General features: G+C 35.5%; 17 protein-coding genes. 8 read left to right on the forward strand and 9 right to left on the reverse strand.

From position 1 onward, the window contains the following. Window positions 1-91 precede the first annotated feature (91 nt). Together cysS and MHHB_RS05205 are read left to right on the forward strand one after the other, a co-directional pair. The gene (gene cysS / locus MHHB_RS05200; protein ID WP_131007762.1) at window positions 92-1,522 is read left to right on the forward strand and encodes a cysteine--tRNA ligase; all 1,431 of its coding nucleotides are present in this window, start codon (window positions 92-94) and stop codon (window positions 1,520-1,522) included. A gap of 156 nt (window positions 1,523-1,678) precedes the next feature. Beyond that, window positions 1,679-2,758 (forward strand): tryptophan--tRNA ligase, encoded by a 1,080-nt coding sequence (locus MHHB_RS05205; protein ID WP_131007609.1) that lies wholly within the window; start codon window positions 1,679-1,681, stop codon window positions 2,756-2,758. Here MHHB_RS05205 and frhD read toward each other — a convergent pair whose 3' ends face one another. Next, window positions 2,759-3,247, reverse strand: a complete 489-nt coding sequence (gene frhD, locus MHHB_RS05210) for a coenzyme F420-reducing hydrogenase, FrhD protein (protein ID WP_131007610.1) — start codon at window positions 3,245-3,247, stop codon at window positions 2,759-2,761. It abuts the gene before it with no gap. Between the two features lie 139 nt (window positions 3,248-3,386). On the opposite strand from frhD, the gene MHHB_RS05215 reads away from it, so the two are divergent. The 4 genes from MHHB_RS05215 (at window position 3,387) to tes (ending at window position 7,044) form a co-directional block, all read left to right on the forward strand. Beyond that, a complete protein-coding gene (locus tag MHHB_RS05215; protein WP_131007611.1) occupies window positions 3,387-3,800 on the forward strand; it encodes a hypothetical protein in 414 nt (137 codons plus the stop codon). Between the two features lie 136 nt (window positions 3,801-3,936). Continuing rightward, window positions 3,937-5,037, forward strand: a complete 1,101-nt coding sequence (locus MHHB_RS05220; RefSeq protein WP_131007612.1) for a permease — start codon at window positions 3,937-3,939, stop codon at window positions 5,035-5,037. A gap of 64 nt (window positions 5,038-5,101) precedes the next feature. Beyond that, a complete protein-coding gene (locus tag MHHB_RS05225; RefSeq protein ID WP_131007613.1) occupies window positions 5,102-5,350 on the forward strand; it encodes an MTH895/ArsE family thioredoxin-like protein in 249 nt (82 codons plus the stop codon). Window positions 5,351-5,580: 230 nt separating this feature from the next. Then, window positions 5,581-7,044: a tetraether lipid synthase Tes gene (gene tes, locus MHHB_RS05230; protein WP_131007614.1), complete on the forward strand. Its 1,464-nt coding sequence runs from the start codon at window positions 5,581-5,583 to the stop codon at window positions 7,042-7,044. Between the two features lie 36 nt (window positions 7,045-7,080). Here tes and MHHB_RS05235 read toward each other — a convergent pair whose 3' ends face one another. Further along, entirely contained in the window at window positions 7,081-8,373 is a 1,293-nt protein-coding gene (locus MHHB_RS05235; protein ID WP_131007615.1) for an amidohydrolase, read from the reverse strand. A gap of 347 nt (window positions 8,374-8,720) precedes the next feature. On the opposite strand from MHHB_RS05235, the gene MHHB_RS05240 reads away from it, so the two are divergent. Further along, window positions 8,721-8,924 carry a hypothetical protein gene (locus tag MHHB_RS05240; RefSeq protein ID WP_131007616.1) on the forward strand — a complete coding sequence of 68 codons (204 nt, stop codon included), beginning with the start codon at window positions 8,721-8,723 and terminating at the stop codon, window positions 8,922-8,924. Here the strand turns inward: MHHB_RS05240 and fdhD are convergent. The 7 genes from fdhD to MHHB_RS05275 form a co-directional block, all read right to left on the reverse strand. After that, the gene (fdhD, locus tag MHHB_RS05245; protein WP_131007617.1) at window positions 8,914-9,609 is read right to left on the reverse strand and encodes a formate dehydrogenase accessory sulfurtransferase FdhD; all 696 of its coding nucleotides are present in this window, start codon (window positions 9,607-9,609) and stop codon (window positions 8,914-8,916) included. The two genes, MHHB_RS05240 and fdhD, sit on opposite strands and share 11 nt — an antisense overlap. Before the next feature lie 2 nt (window positions 9,610-9,611). Beyond that, complete coding sequence (locus MHHB_RS05250; protein WP_131007618.1) at window positions 9,612-10,010, reverse strand: secondary thiamine-phosphate synthase enzyme YjbQ; 399 nt, start codon at window positions 10,008-10,010, stop codon at window positions 9,612-9,614. A gap of 10 nt (window positions 10,011-10,020) precedes the next feature. Then, window positions 10,021-10,659: a cobalt-precorrin-8 methylmutase gene (locus MHHB_RS05255; protein ID WP_131007619.1), complete on the reverse strand. Its 639-nt coding sequence runs from the start codon at window positions 10,657-10,659 to the stop codon at window positions 10,021-10,023. 10 nt (window positions 10,660-10,669) lie between these two features. Then, window positions 10,670-10,945, reverse strand: a complete 276-nt coding sequence (locus MHHB_RS05260; RefSeq protein ID WP_131007620.1) for a DUF2097 family protein — start codon at window positions 10,943-10,945, stop codon at window positions 10,670-10,672. Window positions 10,946-11,451: 506 nt separating this feature from the next. Then, a complete protein-coding gene (locus tag MHHB_RS05265) occupies window positions 11,452-13,326 on the reverse strand; it encodes a PINc/VapC family ATPase (protein WP_131007621.1) in 1,875 nt (624 codons plus the stop codon). Window positions 13,327-13,981: 655 nt separating this feature from the next. Then, window positions 13,982-15,190 carry an ammonium transporter gene (locus MHHB_RS05270; protein WP_131007622.1) on the reverse strand — a complete coding sequence of 403 codons (1,209 nt, stop codon included), beginning with the start codon at window positions 15,188-15,190 and terminating at the stop codon, window positions 13,982-13,984. Window positions 15,191-15,213: 23 nt separating this feature from the next. Further along, window positions 15,214-15,552 (reverse strand): P-II family nitrogen regulator, encoded by a 339-nt coding sequence (locus MHHB_RS05275; protein WP_131007623.1) that lies wholly within the window; start codon window positions 15,550-15,552, stop codon window positions 15,214-15,216. A gap of 529 nt (window positions 15,553-16,081) precedes the next feature. Between MHHB_RS05275 and MHHB_RS05280 the strand changes: the two genes are divergently transcribed. After that, window positions 16,082-17,335, forward strand: a complete 1,254-nt coding sequence (locus MHHB_RS05280; RefSeq protein ID WP_131007624.1) for a cation:proton antiporter — start codon at window positions 16,082-16,084, stop codon at window positions 17,333-17,335. Window positions 17,336-17,351 lie beyond the last annotated feature (16 nt).

Below are 17,351 nucleotides of genomic sequence, written 5' to 3' on the forward strand. Positions count from 1 at the left end.
TCTAAATAGATGATTAAGATGATCTAAACTTTAAAAAGGTGGTAGGCTTCTTACTTCTTACTATATCTGCTACAACTCTAAAAGTTATGTGATACTTATGAAGATCTACAACACACTAACAAAGAAGAAAGAGGAGTTTAAACCTCTTGAGAAACTTGTAGTTAAGATGTATGTCTGTGGTCCTACAGTCTACGATGATGCTCATCTCGGACATGGTAGAACCTACATAGTGTTTGATCTCATAAGGAGATATTTAGAACATAGAAACTACATCGTAAAGTTTGTTATGAACTTCACAGATATAGACGACAAGATCATAGACCGTAGTAAGAAGGAAGGGGTATCTATAGAAGATCTTACCAACAGATATATTAAATCCTTCTTTGAAGACATGGAGAAGTTGAGAGTCAAAGGTGCAAATGTCTATCCCAAAGTTTCTGAACATATAGACGATATAATCCAGTTTATAGATGTGTTAATAAAAAAGGGATACGCCTATATATCTAAAGATGGAATCTACTTTCATGTTAGGAAGTTTAAAAATTATGGAAAATTAAGTAATGTAAAGTTAGATGAAAAAAAGGTACACAGGGTTAAAGATCTCAATAAAAGAGATCCTGCAGATTTTGCACTGTGGAAGTTTGTAAAACCTGGTGAACCATCCTGGGACAGTCCCTGGGGAAGAGGGAGACCTGGATGGCATATAGAATGCTCTACTATGGCTATTAAGTACCTTGGAGAGTGTTTCGATATCCACGGAGGAGGTAGTGATCTCATATTTCCACATCATGAAAACGAAATAGCCCAAAGTGAGGCATATACAGGTAAAAGTCCCTGGGTTAAATACTGGATACATACAGGTTTTGTAACTGTGAATGATGAGAAGATGAGTAAAAGTTTGGAAAACTATGTAACTCTTAAGGAGATCCTCAGAAGGTACGAACCTGAAGTTGTAAGGTTATTCCTACTTCAGAGACATTACAGATCTCCACTGGAGTACAGTGAGGAAGAATTAAGAGATACAGCGAATGCCTTAGAGAGACTTTACAACACTTTGGAAAATATAGAAGCCATGCTTAGAGATGCTGAAGTGAAATACAGACTTGAGAAGGACGATAGGGAGGTTTACGATACTTTAACTAACTTCTGGGCTAAGTTCTACAGTGCTATGGATGAAGACTTCAATACCCCGGAGGCCCTTAAATGTGTGTTTGAAGTCTCTAGTTGTATTAACAGGTATATAACAGTATCTAACAGACCTACTAGAAGCACGTTGCTCCTTGCAAAGGATTTTTTCAAGGTAGTTGGTGAGATATTTGGTATATTCAACAAGTATTATGAGAGTTCTCAGGGCGAAGATGAAGAATTTAAACGTCTCGTTGATATGGTGGTGAATATACGTAATAAGTTAAGAAGGGAGAAGAATTACTCATTGGCAGATGAGATTAGAGAGATGTTAAAAAAGGTAGGTATCCAACTGGAGGATACACCAAAGGGCACCATCTGGAAGAAGATAGTATGATTTGGAAATTATACGAAATAATGTGTAGATGGACCCTTTAATGATTAAATTCATTTTAACTCTATAATTTTAATATTAATAATTTTAATAATAATTAATTAATATTAATATTGAATTCAATCGAACTTTTTGCTATACTATCAAAAGGGTGAGAGGTTGATAACGCCCTGGGAGGTTTCAGAAGATATAGATTATAAAGAGACGATGGAAAAATTTGGAATAAAACCGTTTAAAGACATACTAAATAAACTGGAGACCCCCCATCGTCTAATGAGAAGGGGAGTAATATTTGGCCATAGGGACTTTGAGAATATAGTAGAGTGTATAAGAGGGGGTAAGAGGTTTGCAGTGGTTAGTGGTATGATGCCTTCTGGGAGGATGCACTTTGGACATAAGATGGTGGTAGATCAACTTATATACTATCAAAATTACAATGCAGAGATATACATCCCAATAGCAGATCTAGAGGCCTACTGGGCTCGGGGAATAGATTTTGAAAGGATTAAGAAGTTGGCAGTTGAAGAGTATATTACTAATTATATAGCTCTAGGTCTCACCTTGAAGAATACCCGTATCTACCTACAATCTCAGAATAGTGTAGTTAAGGATCTAGCGCTGAAGTTGGCAAAGAGGGTAAATCTCAGTGAGATGAAAGCTATATATGGTTTTAGTGGAGAGACAAATATAGGACATATCTTCGCCCCTATAATTCAAGTTGCAGATATACTCCATCCTCAACTGGAAGAAAGAATGCCAGTCTTGGTTCCTGTGGGAATAGATCAAGATCCCCATATAAGGTTGACGAGGGATATTGCTGGAAGGTGTAAAGAATACAACTTTATACATCCATCTTCCACATACCACAGGTTTATGACAGGATTAACTGGAGGTAAGATGAGCTCCTCTAAGGAGGAAACTGCTATATTTCTAAGTGATAAACCCTCTGAAGAGCTTAGAAAGAAAGTAATGTCCTGTAAAACTGGAGGTAGGGAAACCTTGGAGGATCATAGAAAGTACGGAGGTGTGCCTGAAAAGTGTGTTGTATATGAACTCTATCTATACCATCTAGTAGATGATGATAGGGAACTTAGAGAGATATACGAGAGGTGTAGATCTGGAGATCTAACCTGTGGAAGGTGTAAAAAATTATGTTATGAGAAGTTGACGGAGTTCTTAAAAGATCTAAATGAAAGAAGAGAGGTTGCAAGGGAACAGGCCTGGGAAATTTTGAGGTAACTATTTCTCTCTTTTAATTTCCTCTAAAACCATCTCAACAGCCTTTTCAATAGATCTTTCAACCTCCTTAGAGAGCCCTATCTTTATATCTGGACAGGATATCTCCTTCCCCTGGCAACCTATTATCACCACCTCTATTCCTCTCTTATAGACATCTATAAGATAGGGCGCTAAGGGCACGTCATGGGCGTCAAAGTTGTACTTCTCAATCCTTGGAAGATCTTCGACTCTCAACTTTTTCAAAGTCCCTGGAGGTAAGTTGAAATCGATGATATCGACAACTATTAACTTCTTAACTGAAGATTCTTCATCCAACAGAGATATTATATAGTAGGCACTCCCAGCCCCTGCATCTATAACTCCTACGTTGTCTGGAAGATCCATCTCCTCCAATCTCTTAATTACCTCATATCCAAACCCATCATCTCCAAATAGGACATTTCCACATCCTATAACAAGTATTTCTTTCCTTAGATAGGCCGGTATCAACGTTTTCACCTGGAGTTAGTGTTAAGAGATTACTGTATATCTTCTTCGTTAATTATACGTAATGTATATATATTAAAATAAAGTAGAAATAGGTATCTTTATTTTATAACGTTTTTTTAAAAATTTAGAGGGTGAAGGGATGAGGGTGGTTAGTAACCGTGGGATAGCAATAATTCCAGAGTATAGTGAAGGTAGTGTCAAATTGAAGATGGTAGATGAAAACGATAAAGAGATAGAATCAATAGAGATGGATCTTGAAAGTGCTTCTCTACTCACAACTTTACTAGAATACGGGGCTATATCTGCAGAAAATATAACCAAGAATTTTAAAAAAGATGGTGTAATGCTAAGGAAGATAAAAGATGTTGGTACATGTTTTGCAGGTAATGGAAATAGAATATCCATAGCCATCCTCCCTGCCGATGAAAAGAGAAGCGCATCTGTACTTATAGGATTTCACAAGGGGAATAAACACTCTTCGATAATACTAAAACCAAAGAAAGTTGCCTATCTAAGTAAGATACTGACAAAGTTAATAATTTCCAACATATAAAACAATAATATTTTTTTACAGTCTTTTTATCCATATATTTAAATATTTTTAAAATAAATTTCAATGTATCAATTAATCGAAAGTAATAAATATAAGAATTTTCGGATTTAATGTTATATAACTTAGAGGTGGTTCAATGTATATCTCGGGATTACTTACCTATACCTTGAATATTATGATGAAAACAGTATTAGACTATCTAAGTGTCAATAGATTAATAGCGTTAACATTTGCCTTCCTTATGGCAGGAGGTATTAGTACCATGATAAATAAAGAGTTCATACTGAAGTACTTCGGCCCAGATACGCCTAAAAGAATATCCTACCTCGTTGCCGCTGTAAGTGGATGTATCCTTGCAGTGTGTTCCTGTACTATACTACCACTGGTTACCAGTCTCTACAAGAGGGGAGGAAGTATAGGACCTGTTACCACCTTACTATTCTCAGGACCTGCCATCAACATTCTTGCAATCTTCTACTCGGCAGCTGTTTTTGGATGGGATATTGGATTCCTAAGGGCTTTGTATGCTATAACCTTCTCTATAATTATAGGACTAGCTATGGAACTATTCTTTGGAAGGGAGGACAGAAAGAGAGTGGAGAGTAAAGGTATAAGGAGAAGTGTAAGAAGTATCACCTCTAAGCCTTGGTATCAAACTCTAATATTCTTCCTCATACAGTTGTTGATACTCCTCACAATAACAGCTTCTCCAAAGTTTGCACCTTTCTTGAACATACCTATCTATGGTGAAATACTCACTAAACATGTTATTACAGCTATCCTCATTGTAGTCTTGATTATAGTTGTAAAGAGATGGTACAAACCTGAAGAGATAAAATCCTGGCTCTCCGAGAGTTATGTCCTAATTAAGATGATATTTCCTCTCCTTATAATAGGTGTAGCTATAGCAGGTCTAATAAGCGCATTCCTCCCACCTCAGTACATCAGTGAATACGTAGGTGGAAACTCCATATTTTCGAACTTCATCACGTCTTTATTAGGTGCCCTTATGTACTTCGCAACACTAACCGAGGTGCCTATTGTAAAAGCTTTGATGGATTTAGGGATGGGTGTTGGGCCTGCTATGGCTCTACTCTTAGCAGGACCAAGTTTAAGTATCCCTACTGTACTTACAATCTCCAGGGTATTTGGAAGTAAAAAAGCTATTACCTACTTAGCCCTTGTAGTAATACTCTCCACATTTGCAGGATATATCACTGGTATCATATTACAATAAAAAAACTATAAAAATTTTGAGTGGTAAATAGATAGATAGTAAGTAAGAAAAATGAGGTGATAATGTGATAATTAGAGTATTGGGAACAGGATGTCCCAAGTGTAAGAAGACCTATGAAAATGTTAAGAAAGCTGTAGAGGAGCTGGGTATAGATGCAGAGATCCTAAAAGTTGAAGATATAGATAAAATATCTGAATGGATAATGCTCACTCCAGGAGTAGTTTTTGATAATGTTGTAGTATTTGAAGGGAAGGTACCAACTGTAGAGGAGATAAAGAGAGAATTAAAGAAATATCTTGAGAAGAAAGATTAAAAAATTGTATGATTAATTAATTTTTTACTTTTATTTTTTTACTCTTTTTATAGTTTCGAACAAAGACTATCTTTTAGGTGTCTATAGATATTTCAAAAAGAGATTAAATGTAGAAGAGTCTTATTACTCTGTATCTTTTTATCAATAGTTTTATTTATATTATTATTTTATTTATATTATGATTATTATATTATTAAGAACTTATTTTACAACCCCTTAGGGGAGATATAATGAGAAAGATTATAGGTACAACACTATCCATATGTCCAAGATGCTTTAAAAGGATCCCTGCCACCCTCTACGAAGAAGAAGGAAAAGTATTTATGGAAAAAACATGTCCTGAACATGGGGAATTTAGAGATATCTACTGGAGTGATGCTGAATTATACAGGAAGTTTAACAAATACCAGTATATCGGTAATATTGAGATAACCCAAAGCAAGATAGAGAAAGGCTGTCCTTACGACTGTGGGCTCTGCCCCAACCATAAAACTGCAACTGTACTTGCAAATATCGATTTAACCAACAGGTGTAACCTGAACTGTCCCATATGTTTTGCAAATGCAGGTAAAACTGGGATAGTTTATGAACCAACCTTCGAGGAAGTAAGAAAAATGATGGAAATCTTAAGAAGTGAAATTCCACCAACTCCAGCCATACAGTTTGCAGGAGGAGAACCTACATTGAGGAAGGATCTCTTCGATATTATAAAGTTAGCCAGAGAAATGGGATTTTTGCATGTTCAGTTGGCTACTAATGGTATAAGGTTGAGGGATAAAGATTATCTCAAGGGACTTAAAGAGGCTGGTTTATCTACAATATACCTCCAATTTGATGGGATATCAGAGAAACCTTACTTAATAGCCAGGGGAAAGAATCTCTTACCTATTAAGATGAAAGTAATCGAGAACTGTAGGAAGGTAGGTTTCAACAGTGTAGTTCTCGTCCCAACCTTGGTAAGGGGCGTTAACGATGGAGAAGTTGGAGACATAATAAAATACACAGTTGAAAATTTTGACATTGTTAGAGGTGTTAACTTCCAGCCAGTTTCCTTTACTGGAAGAATAGATGAAGAGAAGAGGTTAGAAGGTAGGATAACAATCCCCGACTTTATAAAGTTAGTTGAAGAGCAGACTAACGGAGAGATCGTGAAGGATGACTTCTATCCGGTACCATCCGTCGCCCCAATATCTTTATTTGTTGAAAATCTATCAGGTGAAAAAAAACCAATCCTGGGAGCCCATCAACATTGTGGGGTATCTACTTACATTTTTGTTGAAGATGGAAAAATGATACCTATCACAAGATTCTTTGATGTTGAAGGCTTTTTAGAAATTATAAATGAAAAAAATGAAGAGTTGAAAGATAAAAAGAGAGGTAAAATTAGATCTGTTTTAGATCTAAGTATGAACGTATTGAAACTGATAGATAGAGAGAAGGCACCTAAAACCATTAATGTAAAAAATTTTGCCAACTTTATAGTGAATATACTGAGAGGTAATTACAGTTCACTTGCAAAACTACATCATAACGTTCTTATGATCAGTTGTATGCACTTTATGGATCCCTATAACTTCGATGTAAAGAGATGTGAAAGATGTTGTATCCACTACGTCATTCCAGATGGAAGAGTTATACCTTTCTGTACCTTCAACACTATCCATAGACCTTCATTGACATCTGGTAAAAAATAATAAATTAAAAATAATTAACTAGTAGTTCCAACAGGATTAATTAAATTTTTTTATAATACTATTTACCTTATGGTAGATATTCCTTAGATATTTATCATCTATCTTAGAGAATTTTTTGTTCTCCAGTAATACCTCTCCTTCTACAATTACAGTATCTACGTCATTTCCATTTGCAGAATATACTATATTAGACTTTATATTATGAACAGGTCTTAGATGAGGGCTATTGAGATCCAAGAGTACTATATCCCTATTTTCAAATCCTATGGACTCACTGTTGAAGGCCATACGTAAGACGGTATCTACATCTCCTACTGTAGGATCCCACCTGTGTGCCTTGTGAAGTAGTGCTGCTATTTTCATCTCTTCAAGTATGTCTAAGTTGTTGTTGCTGGCAGGTCCATCTGTTCCAAGGGATAAGGATACTCCTTCCCTTAACATTTCCACAAGGGGCATAACTCCCCCACTGGCAAGTTTCATATTGCTTCCTGGACAGTGAACTACCTTTACCCTGTGCTTTGCAAGTATCTTTACTTCCTCCTTTGTAATCCATACGCAGTGAGCAGTTATAAGGTTATCCCCTAAAATCCCTATACTCTCTAAGTACTCTACAGGTCTCATCCCTATCTTGTTCTCCATCTCCACAACTTCATACCTTGTCTCAGATAGATGGGTGTGTAGAAGGACGTTGTACTCCTGGGATATCTCTCTACACTGGACATACGTATCTTTTGAACATGTGTAAGGGGCATGGGGTGCTACAACTGGGTTAATCTTCTCCTCTGCAATATACTCCTTTATAAATTTTTCACAGTTATTTAGGAGTTTATCCAAGTCCTTACATTGAGGTGTACCAAAGTCTATTATGGGAAAACCTACAGTCCCCTTTATACCTACTTCCTTGGTAGCTCTAACTATCTCCTCGGGAAAAAAGTACATGTCGTTAAACGAAGTTATACCAAATCTCAACATCTCTAAACATCCAAGTAGTGCCCCATAATACACATCTTCTCCTGTAAGTCTCCCCTCGTTAGGCCATATCTTTTCCCTCAACCACTCCTGCAGTATCATATCATCTGCTATTCCCCTCAGGAGTGTCATAGGTATATGGGTGTGGTTGTTGCTCAACCCAGGTAGTGCACATTTCTTATCCCCATCTATTATCTTCAGATCTTTTTTATCTAAGTTAGATTTTTCCAGGAGATTTCTACCTCTATCTATTGATATCTTTTTACTATCTTCGTCTCTCCTGATAAGTATATCTATATTCTTATAGACGTTTAAATTGATATCTACAGCGTAATCTAGATCCCTAATGAGTATATCCATGATACCACCGTTGTATAGGTTCCAACGACTTCTTCTATTATTTATTATTTTTTTTATCTTTTTTAATGGGAACTAAGATAATCCTAAACTATGTCTATATTTATAACAACAACATAAAAATAATAAAAGTAATAACCAAATTCCTATATTAAAAATAATAATAAAATGATAAAAACTAGAAGTTTCCTAATACTGAGATAAGATAATAGAGTTTGACTGGAGGGAAAGATTTAACAGGATTTTTTTCTTTTATTTTATATAATATAATTAATAAAATTAAAAATATAATTAATATTATATTTAATGATTTTAAATTAAACTTTAACGATTCAAAGGTAGGAGGTACTATGGATGAAAAAACAAAAGAAGCTCTACTAGTAGATATAGCTCCTTATATTGAAGATATAGAATTTTTTAAAGAACTTTTAGAGAATTCAAGGAATATTGAAGATTTAAAAAGGAAATTAAAGGAACTACTGAAAAAGGAGGAAAATATAACGAGGAAAACAGATATAAAGATAATACTAAACAAAATAGAGTCTACTCCTTAAAGACTATTCTGTCATAACCGCTGTACACCGTAAATCTATCCCCTCTGGCAAATCCTATGAGGATTAAATTACTTCTCCTTGCAAGTTCTACCCCTCTATTCATAGGAGGAGACTTTGATATAATCACAGGTATTCCTGCATTCACCCCTTTATTTACCATCATGTAAGGTTGTCTACCGCTAGATACGAGGATCTTATCCTCTAGATCTATCTCTCTTAGTACACAGTAGCCTATTACCTTATCCACTGCGTTGTGTCTCCCTATGTCCTCGATGGAGATAATTTTCTTCCCATCTAAAGTATATATGGATGCCCAGTGAGTGCCTCCAGTTAACTCCCATACCTTTTTATCTCTTAACATGTCCTTTATAACCTTCAGAATAGTAGTTAGAGACAACATTATCTCTTTTACAACCCTGCTGTTGCTATTTTCTTTATCTACCTGGCCATCTACAACTATTTTGTTATCTTCTACATAGGCGTCTTTAACATCCTTTTTCTTTAAATATCCTTGGGAAACAGTATATCCTACTCCCAACTCTCTCAAATACTCAGGAGATGCAGAAATTTCCTCTGCTATCTTCTTATCCTTTATGTATATATCATAATCCCTTTCAATACATACGTAATCCTCTGTAATCTCTGGATTTCCCCTCCATATCAAAACATCCAACTTTTTTATCATAACTACTCTCCTACAACCTTAACGTAGAACTTCCTAGTCCTGGGCCCATCAAATTCACAGAAGAATATCCCCTGCCAGGTTCCAAGGAGTAACTTTCCATTGGATACTATGAGATTTAAGGAAACTCCCAAGAGAGAACTTTTTATATGGGCATCCGAATTGCCCTCAAGATGGGTATAAGGACCATCCTTAGGTATCATCCTCCTTAGAAATCCCAAGATATCTTCCTTAACTGATGGATCTGCATTTTCGTTTATCGTCAGGGCTGCAGTGGTATGAGGCGTATATACTACAACAATCCCATTCCTTACTTTAGATTCTTTTACAGATTGAATCACATGCTCTGTAATATCTATAAACTCTTCTCTCTTACTAGTTTTTATAACGTACTCCTTTAACATGGTATCACTGTTAAACCATCTTCCCTCTACTTAACTCCACTATACCGTTAGCTATAGACACTGCAACTGGAGTACCTCCTTTAGGTCCTTCAGTAGTTATAAAAGGAACATCTATACTATGTAGCAACTTCTTAGATTCACTTGCCTTAACAAATCCTACTGGAACTCCTATTACAAGTCTCGGCTCCACTTCCTCCTCTTCTATCAACCTAACAACCTCGAAGAGTGCAGTGGGGGCATTACCAACTATAACGATACCCCCATGGATGTAAGATTTTGCAATTCTCATAGCAGCAGCAGCCCTTGTAATTCCCTCCTCCTTGGCAATCTCATATACTTTTTTATCATTTATAAATGAAACTATATTGTTGTATCTTATACCTACCTTAACCATCTCTACATCCACTACCATTGGACAGTTACTCTTTACACCTTCTATTCCTTTCTCGATAGGATGGTTTTTGAATCTTATCAGTTTTGCATACTCTACATCTGCAGTGGCATGGACTACCCTCTCGATTATCTTCATCTCCCACTCTGAGTACTTATCTATATCTTTTCCTAGTACCTTCCTTATCTTTTCCCTAACTATCTCCCTGGATCTCCTGGCAATATCCAATCCATCTCTACTGATTGCACCCATGAACATCTATCCACCTTTACTCGATTAACTTTAAAACCCTCCTTATACCATCAGATTTTGTATATGCAACCTCTATCAAATCAGGGAGTACCTTGGTAAGTTCAAAATCTACAATTCCCAGAAACTCCCTCTTTGTATCTAACTTGAAGAAAGTTTCATCCTTTAAAACTATGATGCCTTCTACATGGTATCTGCCGAAGTAAGCCTCGAAGTAGTCCCCTTCTTCTATATCTTCCAAGTATTTATAGAGTTCATCTTCACCGTTTAGTACTATCTCTATCTCTTTATTCATAGCTATTCACCTGTAGTTTTAATGAATAATAATGAAGAGTTATGTTATAAATATTTTAATCACCTTAATTCCATATAAAGTAGTAGTTATTTACTGTGATATAAGGTAAGAAGATAATAATATCCTTGAGAGACCATCTGTTTATACTTTCTTTTTAATAATATTATATTTTTATCGTATTATATTGGTTTATAAAAGACTTTTTGAACAATAACTGTTAAAAAATAATAATTATAAACAGGGAATGAATTAAAATTAGAAATTACAAAATTAAAAATAGAAAATTTTAAACTCTGTCAATACCTTAAATAGAAATATAACAGGTAAAAAAGCAAAGTATACCTTTATCCTCTGGATCACAATCGAGTGTTCGAGAATTAGCAGGATTTCTGTCAGATCTTTTCTCAAGAGTTTTCTGCATCTTTTTCCTGTTTTTTGATTTATATTTTATTTTTTTTACTTTTATATAGATAATTATTATATTTTTATATAATTTTTTTACAGTATCAACTAATATCTACATAAATGTCCTTGTTCTTCTTCATCGCATCTAAAAGTTCCTTACCTATTTTACTCTTCTTGTTTATCCTCACCACTCCATCAGATCCCACTGTCGCATGGCATAGGAACTCACCATCTATGTAGATCTTGATATTACTTCCTACCATATCCTCACCAACATCCACTATAACATGTCTCTCAGTCTCAACCAATCTCGTAGTCTCGTAGTCGTTTATATACTCATAAGTTAGGTACTCCTTATTTTTTTTCCTATCTTCCTTTTTCTCAACGTTTATTTTAAGTCCTAAGTTATCTTCCAACTTTGCAATCTCCTTTCCTCCCTTTCCTATAACCACAGGTAGATACTTCTCAGGGACTATGAGATCTATGGTGTGTTCATCTTTTACACTAACCTCCATACTTTTCTTGATCTTCCTAGGTAGATACTCTCCTAAAACTTTCTTTATCTCATCTTCTGCATACTTATATACTGGGGGCTTGGAATCTTCATCCTTAATTGGCATAACTATAACTTCTTCCCCATAAGTGTATATCTCGTACTCTGTCTTCCCTGTCTCGAAGTCCCTTACCTCTATAACTGGCCTGGCTAAATCCGCCTCCTTCATCCCATGAGGCACTTTGACGGTAAATGTGATTTCATATACTTTCTTGATCTTACCGTCTTCTAGAAATATAACAGTGTCCACTATCTGAGGTATTATACCTAAATCTACTCTACCTATGAGACGTTGAATAGCATCTATAGGTTTTGAGGCATGGACAACTCCTACCATTCCCACTCCAGCCATTCTCATATCTGCAAATATCTCAAAGTCCTTGGTTTTTCTAACCTCATCGTATATGGTATAATCAGGTCTTACTAGTAGTAAAACATCACAGGTATTCTCCATACTGCCTTCAAGGGGTGCATACTGGGTAATTAACTCATCTACCTGGAGATCCCTTGGATTCTCCATAGTCTTTACTATCATGTTGTTCTCACAGTAGAACTTTGCCAGTGCAGAGACAAATGTAGATTTTCCACTCCCTGGACTTCCAGAGACAAATATTCCTCTGGATTTGTCCTTCAACCTCTCCAATAGTTTATCTGATAGTTTGTAATCCTCAAGAGACACTTTGGCGATAGGTCTCACTGCTGTAATCTCGATTGCCTCTGAGAATGGAGGCCTCGTTATAGATATCCTTATATTACCCAACTGTATTACCGTAGCACCTCTCTTCTGTATCTCGATTAATCCGTTGTTCTGCTCTGTGTATTTTAATATGTTGTCTATGAGATATTCTATATACTCTTTGGACAGTTTCTCATCGGATATAGGGACTAACTTTACATCTCCTGGTCTTCCCTTTTTTGCGTAGGGCTGACAGTTCTCCTTGAGATGTACGGACATGGTGTTTTCATCAAAGTACTTAAGTATTTCCAACTCTACCTTCTCCTCTTCGATTTCTAAATAGTACGCTTCTATACCTTGAGCTTTGGCTAGACTGTACTGTATTTTATCACTTGTAAGCAGTACAGAGTTAGTCTCCTTTGCAACCTTTCTGATCATGGCGTCTATCTCTCCAGTTTTGGCAAGTTGTATTGCATCTATGGAGGGTCTCTCACCGTAATACTCTACTTCTATGTTGTGATCTTTAGATATCTCCACAAGTCTAGTAAGTTCCTCTATACCCAGGAATCCTATCTCTCGGCCTTTGTTTGCCTGGGCCTCCAACTCTGCTACTACAGCCTCTGGGATTATGATCTTACAGTCTTTTATAACTCCATTTTTTATAAGTTCAGATATCCTCCCATCTATAATTACACAGGTATCGACAGTGATATTTTTCCCCTGTAAATTCATCTTCTCTTTTTCCATAATTGTATCACCTAAAAATAAATTAAAAATATCCCCTTTAAATTATCTTTAATCTCTTATTTATAAAAAAGTTTTAGATAGTATAAAAACTCACAATAATAAATGATTGTTGTATTTATATTTTACCTTTAGTTTCCCAAAATAACCATGGAAAGAGATAACAATAATAAACAAAATTATTATTATATAATAAATAACACTATGAAAATCTCGATAAAAATAGTAAATTGTTATTATAGAAGAGCTAAGTAGTAGGAACTTCTAACATTGAAAAGAATAAAATAAAATTCTGTTAAATACCACCTCCATAGGATGTATCCAATATCGTCCAAAAAACCTACAGGGAAATCCCATCTTTCCAGTGCGTAATTAGAATTTTTTTACTTTAAAAAGAAGGAACCATTACCTATTATCTCCCTATTTTATTGTAACATAGGATACCTTTAGTTAGGAGAAAATGATTTCTTGTTAGGAATTTCCTTCCAGTTGTTCAGGAGCAGCCAGGAAGGTTATTTATCTGTTTATTGATTTTTATATTAAATAAGAATAGATCGTATTATATTTATAATTAAAACTATAGTTTCCATCAAAAGTACTTTAAAAGAATATATTATATTGTAAAATATGATTAATGAAAAAATAATCGTAAATAAATCTACATCTTATCTTCCTCTGGATAGGCTGGTAGTTTGTGTTCTGCTAAATCGAGACCCATCTCTTCTTCTTCAGATACTCTGAGACCTCCAGTTATAACTCCAACTATCCTGGCCATTATATATCCTAAGATTGTACCATATAGAATACAGAATACAACTGCAATTATCTGGTTTATTATATTGATGTCTTGTCCTGTACCTCCAAAGACCGTCATTCCAAAGATTCCTGTCAATATCGCCCCAATAGCTCCCGCAGTCCCGTGGACCGCTACAACACCACATACATCATCTAACTTAAAGTTTTCCAAGAGTTTATACACAAGAGGTACCTGGGCACCTGCAATGAGACCTATTATCAACCCACCAACTGGACTGACTATATCTGTTCCAGCACAGATTGCCACTAAACCAGCAACTAAACCGTTGGCTGTAAACAGTACATCCTTCTTTGATACCAAGAGAGCCCCTATACCTCCTCCAGCCATGGCCATTGTAGTAGTGGCACATACCAATCCACTTATATCTTTTAAAGCTATGGCGCTACCTACGTTGAATCCATACCACCCTATAGCTAAGGCAAAGGCTCCAAAGACTGCCATAGGTATGTTATGTCCTAAGATAGGTACAGGTTTTCCATCTTTAAACCTACCCTTTCTAGGCCCCAACGCTGCAATAGCACCTAAGGCTAAGAATCCTCCTAAACCATGGACTATTAAACTTCCGGCATAGTCATGCCATGGTATTACACTTGCCCCCCATGGACCTAGATATACGAACAGTGGATAAAGGAAGGCTGTAATTAATATAGATAGTAGTATGTAGGCACTAAATTTTATTCTCTCGGCAACACCTCCTGAAACTATAGTAGCTGCCGTAGCTGCAAACACTAAACCGAAGAACCATTCTGCCAGTTCGAGACCGTTATCCTTTAAAAATGGCACTGTACTGAATATCTTTCCCCACCAGGCTATAAAATCATCTGGATTTAAAGATTGAGATATAATATAACCTATGAACAACCATGAAACACATCCAACTAACCAATCAACCATGTTTTTCATCATAACGTTATTTACGTTTTTACTCCTAACCTGTCCCCCTTCTAGCATTGCAAACCCTAACTGCATTAAAAATACCAATACTCCCATAACAACTAAGAAAAATACGTCTAACTGGGGAATTACCTCTAGAATGTTGGTACCGGTCATATCACCACCTCATCTATTATATATTACAGTGCCTTATCGTCTCTCTCTCCAGTTCTAACCCTTACAACCGATTCTACAGGTATAACGAATATCTTACCATCACCATGTTTTCCAGTTTTGGCATTTTCACAAATAACCTTAATAACATCTTCAACATCGGAATCCTTAACAACGATTTCAAGTTTTACCTTAGATAGCATATCTACGATATATTCCCTTCCTTTATATCTTTCGGTAATACCTCCCTGCAATCCTCTTCCTCTCACGTCGCTAACTGTTAAACCGATGTACCCTTTCTCTGCTAAGGCATTTTTGACAATTTCCAATTTCTCCGGTCTTATTATAGCCTCTATTTTTTTCATATTATCACCTAAGTTAAACTCTAAAAAAGATTAAGGAGGAATGGGAATTCCTATTCCTAATTCTTATTTAGTTATATATATACTTTTCTATAATATTAAAGAGGAATAGGAATTCCTATTCCTTAATTCTTACTTTAAGTTATATATATACTTTTCTATAATTTAGTTGATCTAAATAAAGCATGTGGTATAATCTTAATCCATTACAGTGATATTGAATCTATTAAAAATAGAATGAAAACATTTCTGTTATTTTTAACAAAAAATAATAATTAAAATAGAAAATTCTATTAATATTGGAATTTCTTCCTTATTCAAGTACTTATAAGTCTTCTAAAAGATAAATAAATTTCTCTTTATAGTTTCACTAAGTCGATTTTTAAATTTTTAGGTTTATTATTACCATTATTATTTTATATAATGTAGTAATTTTATAGATACGGAGTCTAGTTCAACTAATATAATGTATTAATATAAACTCCACTTCTATAGATAATAAATAGTTACTCAAAACCATAACGGTGATTCCATGGAGTTAGCTGTTAGCATCGGATATCTTGCCCTGCTCTTAATTTCAGGTGCATTTATTGCAAAAGTAGGAGAGAAATTAGGAATACCAGATATACCTTTATTTTTAATATTTGGACTGATAGTAGGGCCATTCTTAAATATTATATATCCAAGTTATGCTCAGAATATCTTCGAATACGTTGCCAACTTAGGTCTAATAATAATCCTTCTAGCAGGAGCATTTGAGATGAGATGGATAGTGTTAAAGAGAGTTCTAAACACAGTGTTAAAGTTAGATACCATTACCCTCATTATTACAATGTTGATCTCTGGTATTATTTACAACATCATCTTGAAGATACCCTTCCTCAGTCCAGTGGGGTATCTCTATGGGGCTATAACTTGCGCCACAGATCCTGCTACCCTCATGCCTATATTCTCCAAGTCAGATATAGATCCAAAACTGGCTATAACTTTAGAAGCAGAGAGTGTATTCAACGATCCTCTAGGTATAGTGGTCACAACTATAGTACTTACCACTATGGGATTAGGTACATCCTTGAATCCTGTAATCAGTTTCCTATCTCTCGCTCTCGGAGGTATAATCTTAGGGATCTTAGGGGGAAAGATCTTCGAAATGTTGTTTTTAAAGTGTGATTTTAAAGAATATATAATTCCTCTGTTAATTGGATTGGCCTTTTTCCTGTGGTACTTTGGAGATAAGATATTCCCAACTCTCACAGGATATCAAATAAGTGGTTTTATGGCTGTGGCTATTATGGGACTTTACTTGGGAAACACCCTTACTAAATATCACCATAAAACTAGATATATAGAGAGTATGGTGAGATTTTGTGAGGAGTTGTCTACAATATTCAGAATACTTATCTTCATATTCTTAGGGGCAAGTATCAGTTTAGTTATACTTGAAAAATACTGGGTAGTTGGATTACTCTGTGCACTGGGGTCTATATTCATGGCTAGGCCCTTAGGTGTATTTATTGCAACTTCTATTCCCCCTGCAAATTCCCTTAAGGAAAAAATATACTTTGCCTTAGAAGGTCCAAGAGGTGTAGTACCTGCAGCATTATCTGCTACAGTTTATGGTATAATAAAAACTCACTCTTCTTCTATACCTGCAACTATTGTTAAATACATTCCACCTCAGGAGATTGCAGGATCTATACTTGTGGCAACATTTATAACAATACTCCTAAGTGCGATCCTCGAGGCCTCCTGGGCAGAACCACTATATAAGAAACTTTTTAAATAGTATGGAATACGGTGAC

Origin of the sequence: Methanofervidicoccus abyssi (assembly GCF_004310395.1) — an archaeon.
GTDB lineage: Archaea > AGJL01 > Methanococci > Methanococcales > Methanococcaceae > Methanofervidicoccus > Methanofervidicoccus abyssi.